At 69.0% G+C, this 15,989-nt stretch carries 13 protein-coding genes; 3 read left to right on the top strand and 10 right to left on the bottom strand.

Annotation, left to right across the window (positions count from 1 at the left end; genetic code table 11):
* The first annotated feature begins 488 nt into the window (after positions 1–488).
* Both QSK30_RS17035 and QSK30_RS17030 read left to right on the top strand, forming a co-directional pair.
* Complete coding sequence (locus tag QSK30_RS17035) at positions 489–1,589, top strand: type IV toxin-antitoxin system AbiEi family antitoxin (RefSeq protein ID WP_285503902.1); 1,101 nt, start codon at positions 489–491, stop codon at positions 1,587–1,589.
* Positions 1,586–2,398, top strand: coding sequence for a nucleotidyltransferase family protein (locus QSK30_RS17030; RefSeq protein WP_285503897.1), 813 nt, complete (start codon positions 1,586–1,588; stop codon positions 2,396–2,398). The genes QSK30_RS17035 and QSK30_RS17030 overlap by 4 nt, the downstream gene beginning before the upstream one ends.
* 56 nt (positions 2,399–2,454) lie before the next feature.
* Here the strand turns inward: QSK30_RS17030 and QSK30_RS17025 are convergent, their stop codons facing one another.
* From QSK30_RS17025 to QSK30_RS16990, 8 genes are all read right to left on the bottom strand, one after another.
* Entirely contained in the window at positions 2,455–4,212 is a 1,758-nt protein-coding gene (locus QSK30_RS17025; protein WP_285503895.1) for a S8 family serine peptidase, read from the bottom strand.
* Between the two features lie 20 nt (positions 4,213–4,232).
* On the bottom strand, positions 4,233–5,231 hold the full coding sequence (locus tag QSK30_RS17020) for an ABC transporter ATP-binding protein (protein WP_285503893.1): 999 nt from the start codon (positions 5,229–5,231) through the stop codon (positions 4,233–4,235).
* Positions 5,224–6,264, bottom strand: a complete 1,041-nt coding sequence (locus QSK30_RS17015) for an ABC transporter ATP-binding protein (protein WP_285503891.1) — start codon at positions 6,262–6,264, stop codon at positions 5,224–5,226. The genes QSK30_RS17020 and QSK30_RS17015 overlap by 8 nt, the downstream gene beginning before the upstream one ends.
* 6 nt (positions 6,265–6,270) lie before the next feature.
* Complete coding sequence (locus QSK30_RS17010) at positions 6,271–7,236, bottom strand: ABC transporter permease (RefSeq protein WP_285503889.1); 966 nt, start codon at positions 7,234–7,236, stop codon at positions 6,271–6,273.
* Positions 7,229–8,158, bottom strand: a complete 930-nt coding sequence (locus tag QSK30_RS17005; RefSeq protein WP_285503888.1) for an ABC transporter permease — start codon at positions 8,156–8,158, stop codon at positions 7,229–7,231. Before QSK30_RS17005 ends, QSK30_RS17010 begins: the two co-directional genes overlap by 8 nt.
* A gap of 75 nt (positions 8,159–8,233) precedes the next feature.
* Positions 8,234–9,895: a peptide ABC transporter substrate-binding protein gene (locus QSK30_RS17000; RefSeq protein WP_285503886.1), complete on the bottom strand. Its 1,662-nt coding sequence runs from the start codon at positions 9,893–9,895 to the stop codon at positions 8,234–8,236.
* Positions 9,896–10,156: 261 nt separating this feature from the next.
* Positions 10,157–11,128: a Ppx/GppA phosphatase family protein gene (locus tag QSK30_RS16995; RefSeq protein WP_285503884.1), complete on the bottom strand. Its 972-nt coding sequence runs from the start codon at positions 11,126–11,128 to the stop codon at positions 10,157–10,159.
* Positions 11,129–11,376: 248 nt separating this feature from the next.
* A complete protein-coding gene (locus tag QSK30_RS16990) occupies positions 11,377–12,654 on the bottom strand; it encodes a lytic transglycosylase domain-containing protein (RefSeq protein ID WP_285503883.1) in 1,278 nt (425 codons plus the stop codon).
* A 266-nt stretch (positions 12,655–12,920) separates the two neighbouring features.
* Between QSK30_RS16990 and QSK30_RS16985 the strand changes: the two genes are divergently transcribed.
* Complete coding sequence (locus tag QSK30_RS16985; RefSeq protein ID WP_285503882.1) at positions 12,921–14,570, top strand: acyl-CoA dehydrogenase family protein; 1,650 nt, start codon at positions 12,921–12,923, stop codon at positions 14,568–14,570.
* A 406-nt stretch (positions 14,571–14,976) separates the two neighbouring features.
* Here the strand turns inward: QSK30_RS16985 and QSK30_RS16980 are convergent, their stop codons facing one another.
* Positions 14,977–15,465 (bottom strand): DUF501 domain-containing protein, encoded by a 489-nt coding sequence (locus QSK30_RS16980; RefSeq protein WP_285503880.1) that lies wholly within the window; start codon positions 15,463–15,465, stop codon positions 14,977–14,979.
* Positions 15,465–15,986, bottom strand: a complete 522-nt coding sequence (locus tag QSK30_RS16975; protein WP_285503878.1) for an FtsB family cell division protein — start codon at positions 15,984–15,986, stop codon at positions 15,465–15,467. The genes QSK30_RS16980 and QSK30_RS16975 overlap by 1 nt, the downstream gene beginning before the upstream one ends.
* Positions 15,987–15,989 lie beyond the last annotated feature (3 nt).

The following is a 15,989-nucleotide window of genomic DNA, read 5'->3' as shown; positions in this document are numbered from 1 at the left end:
CGGCCGCCGCTGCCGGTAGGTGTGGATCTTGGCGAACTGCGGGTCCCGCGTCCCGGGCTGCTGGTGACCCGATCCCTGGAGAATCCAGGCGCTGTCGCGGTCCCCGGGCCCTTCGTCGACGAGCCGATACCCGCACCATCAGCCGCAACGCGATGCGCGGATCGTCGACCCGCTCATCGCTCCGGGTGGCGGTGTGGGGAACTGGTGTCTTGCTCATACCTGCAGCAACTTCCCAGCGCGTCAAGGATGCGCCACGGATGCGCCACCATAGTGAAGCAATTCCTCGGCTACGACGAGAGTGGCTAGGTGACGCACTTGGTGGCCACCGTCCTCTCCCGCCGCCTGCAGCGCGAGGTTGGCGTCGTCGGGCGCACTTCGCCGACCGCTCTCCCACGACAGACGTGTCCGAGCTCAGCGGTATCAGGAGACCCGATGGAGCTAGGGCATCTCGTTTGACGGCCAGTGTTCCACAAACTAGCGTGTTCCACGTGTCATGGAACGATCTGAAACCTGGAACGAGCGCTGCGGAGATGGTCGCTTTCGCCGAGCAGACCCTTCAATCACTCTTGCCGAGGACGTGGCAGCTGACTGCTTATCGAGAGGAACGGCCAACCACGAGGGGCAGGGCCGATGCGCGATTCACCATCACCGCCGCAGACGGCACCAGTGCCTGGGTACTGGTTGAAGTCAAGAGTATCGTCGCGCCACGGGATGTGGCAGGAATGGCCGCCCGCCTCGCGGCTCTTCAGGAGGCGGAGACCGCTGCTGCGATCGTCGTGGCGCCGTTCATCTCACCGACGGCCCGCAGGCAGTTGGCCGACCACGGTCTCGGGTGGCTCGACGTTACCGGCAACCTCCGGCTGCGGCTCGACAGCCCCGCCGTATACCTCGACCGAGCCGGTGCCGACCGGAGCAGCTTCCGCGATCCCGCTGACCGGTTGCTCAAGTCCCTCCGCGGCCCAGCAGCCGCGAAGGTCGTGCTGGCGCTGTCCGAAACGCCGTTGCCGACAGGTGTCCGCGAACTCGCTTTCCGCGCGGATGTAAGCGCTGCGACGAGTGCCCGCGTACTCGAACTGCTGGACCGGGACGCGGTGATCGACCGCAGTGCGGATGGCGTGGTGACGTCGGTCCGGAAGCGCGCGCTGCTCACCCGCTGGACAGCCGACTACCAGGTCATGAAGGCGAACGAGGTCATCACGACAGTGGACCCGCGAGGTATAAGTCACGCGCTGGAAGCATCGGCATCTCTGGGAGTGCGGTACGCGGTGACCGGATCGGCGGCGGCGCGCGCCTACTTGCCCGAAGGCGTTACGCCGGTCTCACCGTTGGTCTCACTGAGCCTGTACACAGAGGACCCCATCCAGGTGATGGACCACCTGCGGCTGAAGAAGGCTGAACACGGCGCGAACGTCCTGGTGATGAGTCCCTACGACGAAGTGGTCCATGCCAGAGCACGCCTGGTGGATGGCCTCACCTACGCTGCCCCCGCCCAAGTAGTCGCAGATCTGCTGACCGGCGCGGGCAGGTCCAGCGAAGAGGCCGAGCAGTTGATGTCGGCCCTCGGAGAGACCGACCCAGGTTGGGAATGACCATGCCCCCACCCGAATACGTGATAGCCCGCTCGGTCCTGCTCGACGCCCTGGAAGCGCTGGGCCCACACCGAGCCGCCGTGATCCTCGTCGGCGCCCAAGCCGTCTACGCGAACACCGGGGATGCCGACCTGACGACCGCGCCTACGACGACGAACGCGGACTTGGCTGTCGTACCGGGTTTGCTGCCCGATGACCCTCGAGTCCCTGAAGTCCTGCGTGCGGCGGGGTTCGTACCGGGTTCACAACCGGGGATCTGGTTGGGCCGTGGGCAGGTGGCGGTAGATCTGCTGACTCCAGCAGCGTTCAGCGGCCCGGGAAAGAGCCGCAGTGTGGATCTGCCACCGCACGGCAAGTTCACTCGCCGCACACCCGGCCTCGAAGCCGCGGTGTTCGACAACCAGACGCATTCGATCATTGCGCTCGATGAGCTGGACATCAGGTCGTTCCAGTTGAAAGTGGCGGGCCCGGCCGCACTGGTCGTGGCGAAGATGATCAAAATCTCGGAACGGGCCACCCAGCCGAGTCGGCTGAGGCCCAAGGACGGGTTGGACGTTCTCCGCCTGCTCAGAACCACGGACCCGGCGAACCTGGCAGCAAGCCTGCGGGAGATCGCATCGCAGCACATGGCCGAAGATGCTGTAGTGAGCGCGGTAGCGGCGATCCGCGAGCACGGAAGAGAATGGGGCGGGCTGCTTCCCTCTCTCGCCGCGGCGGCGGAAGCAGGTTCTGGCGACCCGGACGTGATCAGAGCGTCTGTAGTCGCGCTGGTAGAGGAAGTCCTCGACGAACTTGGTTCGTCGATCTGACGCGGAAAGGGCCCCCCGGTCACCGACCGAGGGGCCCTCTTCTGACTAGAACGCTGTCACCGCAGGAACTTGCGGCCGTTCGTCACCGCTGCCCAGGCGTCGACCGAGCCGTTGCCGTAGAAGCTGTTGAACTCGGTCGTGCCGGTGCAGGTGGCGTTGAAGTCGGGCGTGCGCCCGACGACCGTGTAGTCCACCGTGCGGGGGGTCGGGCAGTTGATCGGCGACGCCGTGCCCTCCAGGACGCGCTTCACCTTGTCCGGGGACAGGGTGACGCCGTCGCGGGAGTAGTCGCCGTACTGCGAGACGATCAGCGCCGCGACGCCCGAGGCGTGCGGGGACGCCATCGAGGTGCCCTGCAGGTACTGGTAGTAGCCGCACTTGCCGTTGGCCTTGCAGGCCTTCTGGACGCCGAGGGCCTCGCCGTCGGGCGTGACGTTGCCCGCCGCGTCGATGGCACCCTCGGTCAGGGCGACGTTCTGCGGGTAGGTGGAGAGGATCTCGTTCTCGTTGGTCCGGTACCACGGCGTGCCGAAGCCGTCGCGGAAGTAGCCGCCGGGGGCGGAGACCGAGATGTGCTCGCCGTAGTTGGAGTAGTCCGCCTTGGCCAGCGAGGGACCGTAGGAACCCACGCCGATGGCGTGCGGGCCCTCGATCGGCAGCGACAGGCAGGTCGCGTTGTCGATCGTGCGCGGGTGCGTGGTGCCCGCCGGGTAGTTCGGGCTGCTCGCGTCCGGCAGCGGGTTGGCCAGGTCCATGTGCCCGTTGCCCAGCGACACGACCTGGCTGACGCCCTTGCGGTGCGCGTACTCCATCGCCCGGCTGATCGACTTGACGATCAGCCGCTGCTCGGCCTGCTGCGCCGGGCTGTCGGCGGCGTTGTTGGCGCAGTTGAACAGCCACGGGTCCACGTAGAACGACATGTTGACCACGTCGAGCCCGGCGTCACCGGCGTAGGTCATCGCGTCGACGACCGGCTGCAGGAAGAACGAGCCGGAGTCCTGGCCACCGCGGATGTTCACGATGGTCACGTTCGGCGCGACACCGGAGATGCCGAACCCGTCCGCCGCCGCGGCGATGGTGCCCGCGACGTGCGTGCCGTGGCCGCCGTTGTCGACGTCCGCGGGGTCCACGCAGCCGCGGTACTCGCACGGGCCGTCGACGACGGTGCCGTTCTCGTCCACCGGGATGTCGTGGGTGAAGTTCCGCGAGAGCGCCCGGTCGAAGTTCGGCGCGATGTCCGGGTGGCTGCCGTCCACACCGGTGTCGAGCACGCCGACCTTGACCCGCTTGTCACCGGCCTGCTTCGTGCGGGCCAGGTCCGAGCGCACCGCGCTCAGGCCCCACGCCAGCGAGTCCAACGGGTCCATGCCCGCGGTGGCGGCCTTCTTCGGCTTGTCCTTCTTGCCCGCGCGAGCAGTGCGGTTCTCCTGCTCGACGGCCTTGGACTTGGCCGCCTTGTCGTCCTTGGGCGCCTGCCCGATGGACTTCGAGCGGGCCGCGGTGTCGACCGAGCGCTCGGTCGCCAGCCGCGCGGTGAAGCCGCTCTCCGGCGCGGTCGCGGTGACCAGACCCGCGGCCTTGTTGCTGGTGACCACCGTGCCTCCGGCCGAGCGCACCGCGGCCTCGACCGACTCGACGCTGGCACCGTCAGCGCTGAGGACGTTGTACTCGACAGTCTTGCCGGACAGCGCGGGCTGCGCGTTCGCCGATACCGGCGCCACGATTCCCGCGAGTGCCACGACCAAGGGAACCGCGGCCGCGGCCCCCACCAGCTTTCGTCGATTCACGCGTACTCCTCCTCGCTTGGCGAACATCCCTGAGCTCTGCCCCGACATCAGGGAACGACCGACTTCTCCTCGGCGAAGTGGCACGCGCTCGGGTGCGCGGCCACCCTCGTGGTCAGCACCGGCTCCTCGCTCGCGCAGATGTCCTGCGCCTTCCAGCAGCGGGTGCGGAACCGGCAGCCCGACGGCGGGTCGACCGGGCTGGGGACGTCGCCCTCCAGCCGGATGATCTGCCGCTGGCCGCGCAGCTCCGGGTCGGGCACCGGCACCGCCGACAGCAACGCCTGCGTGTAGGGGTGCGTCGGGTGCTCGTAGATCTCCTTCTCGGTACCGATCTCGACGATCTTGCCCAGGTACATCACCGCGACCCGGTCCGAGAGGTGCCGGACCACCGACAGGTCGTGCGCGATGAACAGGTAGGACAGGCCGAACTCGGTCTGCAGGTCGCCGAGCAGGTTCATCACCTGCGCCTGGATCGAGACGTCCAGCGCCGACACCGGCTCGTCGCAGACGATCACCTTGGGGCGCAGCGCGAGCGCGCGGGCGATGCCGATGCGCTGGCGCTGGCCGCCGGAGAACTGGTGCGGGTACCGGTTGATGTGCTCGGGGTTGAGCCCGACCACGTCGAGCAGGTCGCGGACCTTCTTCGCCCGCGAGCCCTTCGGCGCCACCTCGGGGTGGATCTCGAACGGCTCGCCGACGATGTCGCCGACGGTCATCCGGGGGTTGAGCGAGGTGTAGGGGTCCTGCAGCACGATCTGGATGTCCCGGCGCAGCCTGCGCAGCGCCCCACCCTGGATCTTGGTGATGTCCTCGCCCTCGAACCGGATCGTGCCCCCGGTCGGGGGCTCGAGCCGCATCAGGACCTGGGCCAGCGTGGACTTGCCGCAGCCGGACTCGCCGACCACGCCGAGGGTCTCCCCGCGCCGCAGGTCGAACGAGACGCCGTCGACCGCGCGGACGTGGCCGACGGTGCGCTTGAACAGCACGCCCACCCGGACCGGGAAGTGCTTGACCAGCCCGTCCACCTCGAGGATGTTGTCAGTCACCGGCGATCATCTCCTCGGCGAAGTGGCACGCGCTGAGCCTGCCCGGCAGGGGGCGGTGCTGCGCGGGCACCTCGGTCTTGCAGATCTCCTGCACGCGCGGGCACCGCGGGTGGAACGGGCAGCCGCTGGGGATGTTGAGCAGGCTCGGCGGCAGGCCCTTGATGGTGTTGAGCTCGGTGCCCTTGAGGTCGAGCCGGGGCAGCGAGTCCAGCAGCGCCAGGGTGTAGGGGTGGCCCGGCTTGCGGTAGAGCGAGCGGGCGTCGGACTGCTCGACGATCCGCCCGGCGTACATGACCGCGATCCGGTCGGCGACCTCGGCGACCACGCCGAGGTCGTGGGTGATCAGGATCAGGCCCATGTTCCGCTCGACCTGGATCTCCTTGAGCAGGTCCATGATCTGCGCCTGCACGGTGACGTCCAGCGCGGTCGTCGGCTCGTCGGCGATGAGCATCTCCGGGTCGAGCGCCAGCGACATGGCGATCATGGCGCGCTGGCGCATGCCGCCGGAGAACTCGTGCGGGTACTGCCGCACGCGCCCCTTGGGGTTGGGGATCTTCACCAGGTCGAGCAGCTCGATGGCGCGCTTGCGGGCGTCCCGGCGGGACATGCCCCGGCGGACCCGCAGCTGCTCCTCGATCTGGAAGCCGACGGTGAAAACCGGGTTGAGCGCGGAGAGGGCGTCCTGGAAGATCATGGCGATGCCCGAACCGCGCACCTCCCGCCTGCGCCGCTGGCTCGCCTTGAGCAGGTTCTCGCCGTGAAAGCGCACTTCGCCGCCGGTGATGAACCCCGGCGGCATGTCGAGGATGCCCATGACCGTCTGCGCGGTGACGCTCTTGCCCGAGCCGGACTCGCCGAGCACCGCCAGGGTCTCCCCGGCCTCGACCTTGTAGCTGACGCCGTTGAGCACCCTGGCCACGCCGTCACGCGTGCGGAACTCGACGTAGAGGTCGTCGACCTCCAGCAGTGGCGCGCCCGGGACCGGTCCGGTCCGTCGGGCGTCCACAGAGGACTTCACAGTGTTCGCGGACATGCGTCCTTACCTCATCTTCGGGTCCAGCGCTTCGCGCACGGCGTCGCCGAGCATCACGAAGGCCAGCACGGTCGCGGTCAGGAAGGCCGCCGGGAACAGCAGGCTGTGCGGCGCCACGCGGATGACGTCGCGGGAGTCCGCGATCATCACACCCCAGGACACCACCGGCGCGCGCAGGCCAAGGCCGAGGAACGACAGCGTCGCCTCGGCGCCGATGAACGCGCCGAGCGCGATCGTGGCGTAGACCAGCACGGGAGCGATGGCGTTGGGCAGCATGTGCCGCAGGATGATCCGCGAGGAGCTCGCGCCCAGGGCGCGCGCGGCCTTCACGTAGTCCTGCTGCTTGGCGGTGATGGCCGCGGACCGCATGATGCGCATGCAGACCGGCCAGGACAGCAGCGAGATCGACAACACCACCAGGACCATGATCTCGGTCGCCGAGCTCTCGCCCTGCGAGCGGAAGCTGGACAGGATCACGATCGCGCCGAGCACGAACGGCAGACCGAAGAACACGTCCGCGATCCGCGACATCAGCCCGTCGATCCAGCCGCCGTAGAAACCGGCGAGCAGGCCGAGGGTGGCGCCGATGAGGATCGTCAGCACGGTGGCGGACACGCCGACGACGATCGAGGCCCGGGCACCGTAGATGGTCCGGGAGAAGATGTCGTAGCCCTGGTTGTCGTAGCCGAACCAGGCGTCCGCGGACGGACCCTGGCGGCTGCGGTTGAGGTCGCCGTAGTTCGGGTCCGCCGAGGTGAACAGGGTGGGCACCAGCGCCATCAGCACCACCAGCAGGATCAGCGCGGCGGAGATGACGAACAGCGGGCGCCTGCGCAGGTCGTACCAGGCGTCGGAGGCGAGGCTGCGGGGCTTGTTGCTCCCCTTGGTCTCGACGTGCTCCGCGGCCGTGACGTGCTCGGCCGCCGTGGTGGTCACCGCGGCGCCGGTGGCCGCGGTGCTCGGGTCAGTCATAGCGGATCCTTGGGTCGAGGACGGCGTAGAGCAGGTCCACCAGCAGGTTCGAGAGCAGGTAGACCATCACCAGCAGGGTGACCACGCCGGTGACGATCAGTCCGTCCTTGCCGAGGATGCCCCGGTACACCAGGTTTCCGATGCCCTTGATGTTGAAGATGCCCTCGGTGACGATCGCGCCGCCCATCAGGGCGCCGAGGTCGGTGCCGAGGAAGGTGATCACCGGGATGGCGGAGTTGCGCAGCAGGTGCACACCCACGACGCGGCGCTGGGGCAGGCCCTTGGCCACGGCGGTGCGCACGAAGTCGGCGCGCTTGTTCTCCGCGATCGACGTCCTGGTCAGCCGCGTCACGTACGCCATGGACAGACTGCCGAGCACGAAGCCCGGCACGATCAGCTGCCCCCACGGCGCGGGCGACGCGGTTACCGTCGTCTTGATCCAGCCGAGCTCGAAGCCGAGCACGATCTGCAGCACGAAACCGGTGACGAACACCGGCAGCGAGATCAGGAACAGCGTCGAGACCAGGACCACGTTGTCCAGGAAGCCGCGGCCGCGCAGGCCGGTCAGGATCCCGGCGCCCAGCCCGATGACGGCCTCGATGGCCAGGGCCACCAGCGCGAGCCGGATGGTGTTCGGGTAGGCCTCGCCGATCAGCTCGCCGACCGAGGTGCCGCGGAAGGTCTCGCCGAAGTCACCGGTCAGCAGGTCGGCCATGTACTTGCCGTACTGCACGATCAGCGGGTCGTCGAGGTTGAACTTCTCGGTCATGAAGGCGATGTAGGAGTCTGGGCAGGGCCGGTCGCCGCACTTCCCGGAGAACGGGTCGCCCGGCAGGCTCCACACCAGCCAGTAGATGAGGAAGGTGGTCCCGATGAACACCGGGATCAGCTGTAGTAGTCGTCGGAGGACGTAGCGTCCCATCAGTCTCTCCCAACCTGACTCCGGGCCGGGGGCGCGGGATCACCGCACCCCCGGCCCGGAGTGGAAACTCCGTTGCTACTTCTTGACCGTCACGGAGGTGAGGTCCAGCTCGCGCAGCGAGGACAGCCGGACGTTGTCGAGCTTGTCCGACCAGCCGTACTGCGAGGTCTGGTTCCACAGCGGGATGACGGGCATGTCCTCGGCGAGGACGCGCTCGGCCTCCTGGTAGAGCTTGTTGGCGTCGGCGACCGACGGGGCCGAGTCGGCCTTGGCCAGCAGCTCGTCGAGCTTGGTGCTGCTGTAGGTGGCGTCGTTCGACGAGGCGTTGGTGCGGTAGATCTGGTTGAGGAAGTTCTCGATCGACGGGTAGTCCGCGATCCAGCCGCTACGGAAGAGCCCCTTCATGGCCCGCGCGTTGATCTGCTGGCGGGTCTCGGCGAAGGTCGGGATGGGCTCGTAGCTGCACTCGATGGCCAGCGCGTTCTTGATGCTGTTGCAGGTGGCGGTCATCCAGTCCTTGTGGCCGCCGTCGGCGTTGGTGGTCAGCTTGACCGCGCCGGTGAAGCCCGACTTGGTCAGGTACTCCTTGGCCTTGGTCGGGTTGTAGGTGCACAGCTCACCGCACTGGCCCGGGGCGTAGCCGGGGACCGCCGGGTTGACCCAGCCGTCGGCCGGGATGCGCGTGCCGTCGAAGATCTTGTCGACGATCTCCTGGCGGTTGATCGCCAGCGAGAGGGCCTTGCGCAGGTCGGCGTTCTGGTAGGTCGGGTCGTAGAGCGGGAAGCTCAGGGTCTGGTTGCCCATGTACGGCGTGGAGCCGTTGCGGCCCTCGAGGTCCTGCTTGTACTTGCCACCGGCGATGCCCGACGGCGGGACGGTCTCCAGGAAGTCCAGCTCGCCCGAGACGACCGCGGTGTAGGCGGACTCCAGGGACTCGTAGACCTTGTAGGTGAGCCCCTTGAACTTCGGGCCGTCGTCACCCTTGTAGTCGTCGTTGCGGGTCAGGACGATCTCGGCGTTCGGCTTGCGGGAGACGAACTTGAACGGGCCGTTGCCGATCGGCTTGGACTCGAAGCCCTTCTGGTCGCTGAAGAACGAGTCCGGCAGCGGGAAGAACGGGTTGTAGCCCAGCTTCAGCGGGAACACCGAGAACGGGGCGGCGAGGGTGACCTCGAAGTTGTAGTCGTCGACGACCTTGAGACCGGACATCTCCTTGGCCGTGGGGTCCGGCGCCTTCTGCGGGCCCTTGGCGCCGTCCGGGTCCGTGGTGTGCACGTCGGAGTAGCCCTGGACCTGCTCGAAGAAGCTGGCGTTCTGCTGGCCGTTGGTGCTCAGCGCGGTGAAGTTCCAGGCGTCGACGAAGTTCTTCGCCTTGACCTCGGTGCCGTCGTGGAACTTCCAGCCCGACTTGATCTTGATCTTGAAGACCTTGGAGTCGGTGGTGTCGATCTTCTCGGCCATCGCGTTCTTCGACTCGCCGGTGACCGGGTCGTAGCGCGTCAGGCCGGTGAACAGCGCGCGGACGACCTTGCTGCCGCCCGCCTCGTTCGTGTTGCCCGGAATGAGCGGGTTCTCCGGCTCGGTGGTGAAGGCCGACAGGGCGCCGTCGGTCTTGCCCGCGTCGCCGCTGCCGGTCGTGCCGCCAGTCCCGCTCTCGCTACCACCGCCGCACCCCGCAATCGTGAGCGCGAGTGCAAGCGGCATCACCGCTGCCGCTATCCAGCGTGGTTTGCGCATGGGTCTCCTCCCAGGCTCGTTCGACGTGCTCGGGCTGGTCCGCCATCGGCTCCGTCGATCACGAAGCGGAACCGCCCGCTCCGAAAGTGAGTGGAAGTTAACCGGAGGGGCGAGACGGTGCGCGATCGAGCACGTCACAAACGAGTCACAATCGACTCTAGTTCATCCGTTTGGGGGATGGTCTGTTCAATGAGTGACCGCTAATCGGACAACTATTCTGTCCAACCAGTGCCAGGTCATTGTTGAGACGTCCCGTTTTCCTCACTGTAAGTCAGCCCTTTCGGCGACCGACAGCGCGATCCCGTCAAGAATGTCGTGCTCAGTGACGAGAAGCTGTGTGATGCTCGTCTCGGTGGAAATGTGGCGCGCCAGCGCCTCCACGATGATCGAGCCGCCACCGATGACGTCCACTCGACCGGGGTGCATAGCCCCGATCGAGGCGCGCTCATCGTGACTCATGGTAACCAACCGGCCGGTGATCGCCGCGATCTCGGGCACCGGGATCGCGCTCAGGTGGATCCGCTCCGGGTCGTACTCGGCCAGGCCGAGCGAGATGGCGGACAGCGTGGTCACCGTGCCCGCGACGCCCACCCAGGTCCGGGCCCGCGACACCGGCACGGCGGCGAACGCCTCGTCGAGCACGTCCGCGGCGAGCGCGCGCGCCTCGGCCACCTCGTCGGCCGTCGGCGGGTCCGAGCGCAGCGCCCGCTCGGTGATCCGCACGCAGCCGATGTCGACCGAGCGCGCGGCCTCCACCTGGGCCTTCACCCCGTCCCAGGTCCCCAGCACCAGCTCGGTCGAGCCGCCGCCGACGTCGACGACCAGGAACGGCCCGTCCTCGGGCGGCAGGTCGCCGACCGCGCCGACGAAGGAGAGCCTGGCCTCCTCGTCACCGCTGATGACCTCGGCGGACACCCCCAGGACCGCCCTGGTCAGGTCGAAGAACTCGGCCTGGTTCGCGGCGTCGCGGGTGGCCGAGGTGGCGACCATGCGCACGTGCTCGACGCCCTTGCGGCGCAGCACGGCGGTGTAGTCGACCAGCGCGGCCCTGGTGCGCTCCAGCGCCTCGGGGGCCAGCACACCGGTGGCGTCCACCCCCTGGCCGAGGCGCACCACGCGCATCTCGCGGTGCAGGTCGCGCAGCGAGAACGAGCCGTCATGACGCACCGTGACATCGGCGACGAGCAGCCGGATCGAGTTCGTGCCGCAGTCGATGGCGGCGACCCTGGTCATGGCGGCCAGCCTAGGCGACGCCGCGCGGGCGGGTGTGACCGCCGTTTTCGCCGGCCGAGATACGTAGTTTTGCTAAGGATCGAAGCCTGTCCGAAATGCGCGCGGGCGGCCCGCGAGAGGCTTCGGGTGGCCCGCGCCAATTCTGTTAACGGACCAATTCTGTGAACGAAGCAATGTCGCCCCCGCTCGCGATGAGCGGGGGCGACATTAGCGGTAATGTTATGGCCCGACCTTATGGCCGCGCATTTCTACGGGGTCGGCAACGCCGATCCGGCGGCACCGGTGCTCGTCGGCTGCGCCGCCGGGGTGGTCGGCGCGGCGCACGGGTCCTCGGGCACCGGCGTGGTGGTCGGCGCCGGGCTGGGCGTGCTCGTCGGGACCTCCGGGCAGCTGGGCGCCGGGGTGGTCGTCGACGGCGGCACGGTGGTGCTCGGCGTCGTGGAGCTCGGCGGCTCCGTGCTGCTGCCCGGCGGCGTCGTGGTGCCCCCGGTGGGCGGCGTGGTCGGCGGGGTGCTCGAACCGTCAGCGGGCGGCGTGCTGCCGCCCGTGGGCGGCACGCTCGGCGCCTGGGTCGGCGTGACCCCCGGCACCACGGGCACGACCGGCGCGACCGGCTGCAGCGGCGCGGGCATCGCGACCTGCTCGATCTGGCTGACCGGCGTGGTGGCGACCGGGGTGACGCCCTTGGCGTAGGCGTCGGCCCAGATCAGCACGGTGCGCACGTAGCTGTCGGAGTGGTTGTAGCGGAAGATCGACGTCGCCCGCTGCTGCGGGTTGGCCACGTCGAGGCCACCGGAGCACAGGTACTTGCCCGCGCCGACGGTGGCGTCGTAGACGTTGTTCGGGTTGGTCTGGCCGTCGCCGTTGCCGTCGGAGGCGTAGCCCCGCCAGGTCGACGGGATGAACTGCATCGGGCCGACCGCGCGGTCCCAGCGGGCGTCGCCGTCGTAGGCGCCGCCGTCGGTGTCGCCGATCGCGGCGAAGCCACCGCCGTTGAGCACCGGGCCCAGGATCGGGCGAGCGGTGTTGCCGTTGGCGTCCACCTGGCCGCCGCGGGCGTGGTTGGACTCGATCCGCCCGATGCTGGCCAGCAGCGGCCAGTCGAGGTGGCAGTTCGGCGTCGAGGCGGCCAGCGCCGCGGCGGCCTTCATGTACGCCTGCAGCATGGTGCCGGGGATGCCGTTGGGCCCGCCCGGGACGATCACCGCCGGGCCACCGGTGAAGGCCAGCTGCGCGGGGTCACCCGCGAGCGCCAGCACCTGCGCGCCGAGCTGGTTGTTCTCCGGCAGGGACCCGTCGGCCGAGACCTCGCTGGAGTCCTTGAGCCCGACCAGGCCGCCGCCCGCGTGCCCGGCCAGGGCGATCCCGTCGTCGGGGTGTGCCCAGTCCACCGGCTCCCCGGCCGCGACGACCGGTACGAGCAGCAGCGCGCCCACCGCCGCCGCCGTCCCCCGCCGTCGCTGCCACCGCTGTCTGGGCTGCCGGTGCTTCCCGGCCCGCTTGCTCCAGGTTGTGCCCGCACTCACTGTGAAACCCCGCCCCTCGGCCATCGTGTCGCCGCCGGCCACCGCCGACCTCTTCTCGCGCGTCCGGTCATCTACCCTGCCTCATCTCCAGCTCAGAGTCACCGACAACGGGCCGATACCAGCGAAAAGGGGACAGAAGTCGTCACCTGCCGCCCTTTCGGCCGCCCGTTGTTAACCCTGGGGTACAAGTTGTGGCCGTCTTGACCATGACGGGGACGTAACGCCGCACCCCTCAGGTTGCCCGGCGTCCGAGTTACCCTCCGGTAGTGACCGCCACCGCACCCGCAGTACCCACTCTCGACCATACGCACGACGTGGCCAACCAGGCGCCTCCACTGCATCGCTTCGACCCCCTCGGATGTGACCCGGCCCTGGTCAGCGCGGTGCGGGCGTTCGGATCCGAGCAGGTGGTCGACTCCCTGGGCACCCTGGCGGCGGAGGCGGGCTCGGAGACTGCCCGCGAACACGGCAGGCTGGCGAACGAGAACCCACCGGTCCTGCACACCCACGACCGCTACGGCAACCGCGTCGACGAGGTCGAGTTCCACCCGTCCTGGCACTGGCTGATGTCCCGGGCGGTGGCCCACGGTCTGCACGCGGCACCGTGGGCAGGCGGCCCGCACGCACACCTGCGCCGGGCCGCAGCGTTCACCCTGTGGGCCCAGGCCGAGGCAGGCCACGGCTGCCCCATCTCGATGACCTACGCGGCCGTCCCCGCGCTGCGGCACGCCCCGGACCTCGCCGCCCGGTTCGAGCCGGGCCTGCTCTCCCCCGTCTACGACCCCGGCCTGCGCGAGCCCACCGGCAAGGCGGGCCTGCTGGCCGGGATGTCGATGACCGAGAAGCAGGGCGGCTCGGACGTCCGGGCCAACACCACCACCGCGACCAAGCGGGCCGACGGCACGTACTCGCTGGTGGGCCACAAGTGGTTCACCTCGGCACCGATGAACGACCTCTTCCTGACCCTGGCCCAGGCCCCCGGCGGCCTCACCTGCTTCCTGCTCCCCCGCGTCCTGCCCGACGGCACCCGCAACGCCCTGCGGATCCAGCGCCTCAAGGACAAGCTCGGCAACAAGTCCAACGCCTCCGCCGAGCTGGAGTACACCGGAGCCACCGCCTGGCCGATCGGCGACGAGGGCCGGGGCGTCCGCACCATCATCGAGATGGTCACCATGACCCGACTCGACTGCGTCCTGGGCTCGACGGCCAACATCAGGGCAGCGCTGTCGGAGGCGGCCCACCACGCCAACCACCGCACCGCCTTCGGCACCCTCCTGCGCACCCAACCCGCCATGGCGGCAGTCCTCGCCGACCTGGCCCTGGAGTCCGAGGCGGCAACCATCCTGGCCATGCGCCTGGCCACCGAAGTGGACAACACCAAAGTGGACAACGGCGCCGGACCACTGCTCCGCATCGCCCTGCCGGCGGCGAAGTTCTACATCTGCAAGCGAGCACCAACGATCGTCGCCGAAGCCCTGGAATGCCTCGGCGGCAACGGTTATGTCGAGGAGTCAGGGCTGCCCAGGCTCTACCGCGAGGCACCCCTGATGTCCATCTGGGAGGGCTCAGGAAACGTGACGGCGCTGGATGTCCTGCGCGCCATCACCAAAGAACCATCCACAGTGGACACACTAAGCCAGGAGCTCGCCACCACGGCAGGCACCGACCCCCGCCTGGACACAGCAGTCAAGGCACTGGAAGCAGAGATCAGAGCAGCGGAGCCCGCCCGCGCCAGAAGGCTGGCCGAGCTGATCACCCTGTGCCTACAGGGAAGCCTGCTCATCCGACACATCCCCGAGGTAGCGGACGCCTTCCTGGCCAGCCGACTAGATGGAAGCGGCCGAGTCCTGGGCACCCTCCCCCCAGGAGTACACACAAAGACCTTGGTAGAGCGGGTAACCCCCAACACGCCCTAGCCCAACCCACCAAACCGCAGCGGAGAGGCCAACCCCGCTGGTACCGCAGCCGAAGGCCGACCCCCGCTGGTACACAACAGAATCCCCACCCCGATGGAACGTGACAGGATCCCGACCCCGCTGGTACCGCCGGCCCCGCTACGGATGCTCGATCTAGTGGACTCGCTTCGTGTGGGGGGAGAGCACCGCTAAACTTGACCGGTGGTGGGGATGCCCTTCACCCCACGCTTTTCCCCACCGCGGTGCTCTAGGGGCCCCACACGAAGCGAGTTCACTAGATCGAGCCCCGCTTGTAACCCGGGCAACGAAGGGCAGCAAAACCCCCCAGACCGACGCCCACGATCACGACCCGAGCAACGAAGACAGCAACACCCGACGGCAACCCGCACCACAAGCCAGCAGCCGCTCAGGAAGCCGCGCACTCCCCAGTAGGCCAAGCCCCAGCCAGCAGCGAAACAGCCTCATCCCCAAACGGATTGACCCCAGCCCCCACCGCCAACGAGTGCGCCACCAGGGCGTGCAGGCACTTCACCCGCCCAGGCATCCCCCCAGCGGTCACCTGGGTCCCCAACGAGTCCAGCGCGTCCCGCTCAGCCAGGTAAGCCTCATGCGCCGCCAGATAAGCCGCGGCCAGCTCCGGGTCGTCCGCCAACCGATCGGTCATCGACTTCATCACCCCGGTGGTCTCCAGGGTCGAGATGGCCGCGGCCAGCCGCGAGCAGGTCAAGTAGTACAGCGTCGGGAACGGTGTCCCGTCCTCCAGCCGGGGGCTGGTCTGGATCACCGCCGGGTGCCCGCTGGGGCACCGGGCCGCCACCGCCCGGATGGCTCTCGGCTCGCGTCCCAACTGGACGGCCACGGCGGCGCGATCGGCCTCGGAAACCGGTTCCAGCATCAGCCGCGCGCCCCGGACACCGAGTCCCACAGGCTCTGGTACCAGGCCTGCTGCGGGATCGACTGGGTCGGCGGCTGGCCCGCGCCGGGGCCGCCGGTGTCCGACGGGAGCTGGACCATGTACGGCGTTTCTCCTGGCATCACGTAGCGCAGTCTCTCGCGCGCCTCGATCCGCACCTGCTCCGGGTCGGCCAGCTGCTCCTTGCGCCGGGTCAGCTCGTCGACCTGGGCGCGTAACTCCGCCTGCCGGTGCTCCTGGAGCTCCACGTCGTCGCGCTGGGACAGGTACGTGCGCAGGGGGACCGCCACGCTCAGCGCCAGCGCGCACACCACCGTCGCGAAGATCGCGGCCCGGCGGGTGGTGGACAGGCCCAGGACCGGCCCCCGCTTGCGCCGGGCGGCCGGGCGCGGCTCGTCGCGCGGGGTGGCCGCGGCCGGGCGCGTGCGCCGCACGCGTTCGGGCCGCCGGGCGGCGGTGTCCCGCCGCCCGCGCCCACCGCGCTCGGTGCCGCGCCCGACCATGCG

The sequence above is a fragment of the Actinokineospora sp. NBRC 105648 genome, from assembly GCF_030269645.1.
Taxonomy (GTDB): domain Bacteria; phylum Actinomycetota; class Actinomycetes; order Mycobacteriales; family Pseudonocardiaceae; genus Actinokineospora.
Note: the sequence above shows the minus strand (reverse complement) of the source record. Positions and strands in the feature narration are given on the sequence as shown.

Coding starts and splice junctions, on each gene's coding strand:
- QSK30_RS17030 (WP_285503897.1), top strand. CDS start 1,586: ATGACCATGCCCCCACCCGAATACGTGATAGCCCGCTCGGTCCTGCTC.
- QSK30_RS17025 (WP_285503895.1), bottom strand. CDS start 4,212: ATGTTCGCCAAGCGAGGAGGAGTACGCGTGAATCGACGAAAGCTGGTG.
- QSK30_RS17015 (WP_285503891.1), bottom strand. CDS start 6,264: ATGTCCGCGAACACTGTGAAGTCCTCTGTGGACGCCCGACGGACCGGA.
- QSK30_RS17010 (WP_285503889.1), bottom strand. CDS start 7,236: ATGACTGACCCGAGCACCGCGGCCACCGGCGCCGCGGTGACCACCACG.
- QSK30_RS17005 (WP_285503888.1), bottom strand. CDS start 8,158: ATGGGACGCTACGTCCTCCGACGACTACTACAGCTGATCCCGGTGTTC.
- QSK30_RS17000 (WP_285503886.1), bottom strand. CDS start 9,895: ATGCGCAAACCACGCTGGATAGCGGCAGCGGTGATGCCGCTTGCACTC.
- QSK30_RS16995 (WP_285503884.1), bottom strand. CDS start 11,128: ATGACCAGGGTCGCCGCCATCGACTGCGGCACGAACTCGATCCGGCTG.
- QSK30_RS16980 (WP_285503880.1), bottom strand. CDS start 15,465: ATGCTGGAACCGGTTTCCGAGGCCGATCGCGCCGCCGTGGCCGTCCAG.
- QSK30_RS16975 (WP_285503878.1), bottom strand. CDS start 15,986: ATGGTCGGGCGCGGCACCGAGCGCGGTGGGCGCGGGCGGCGGGACACC.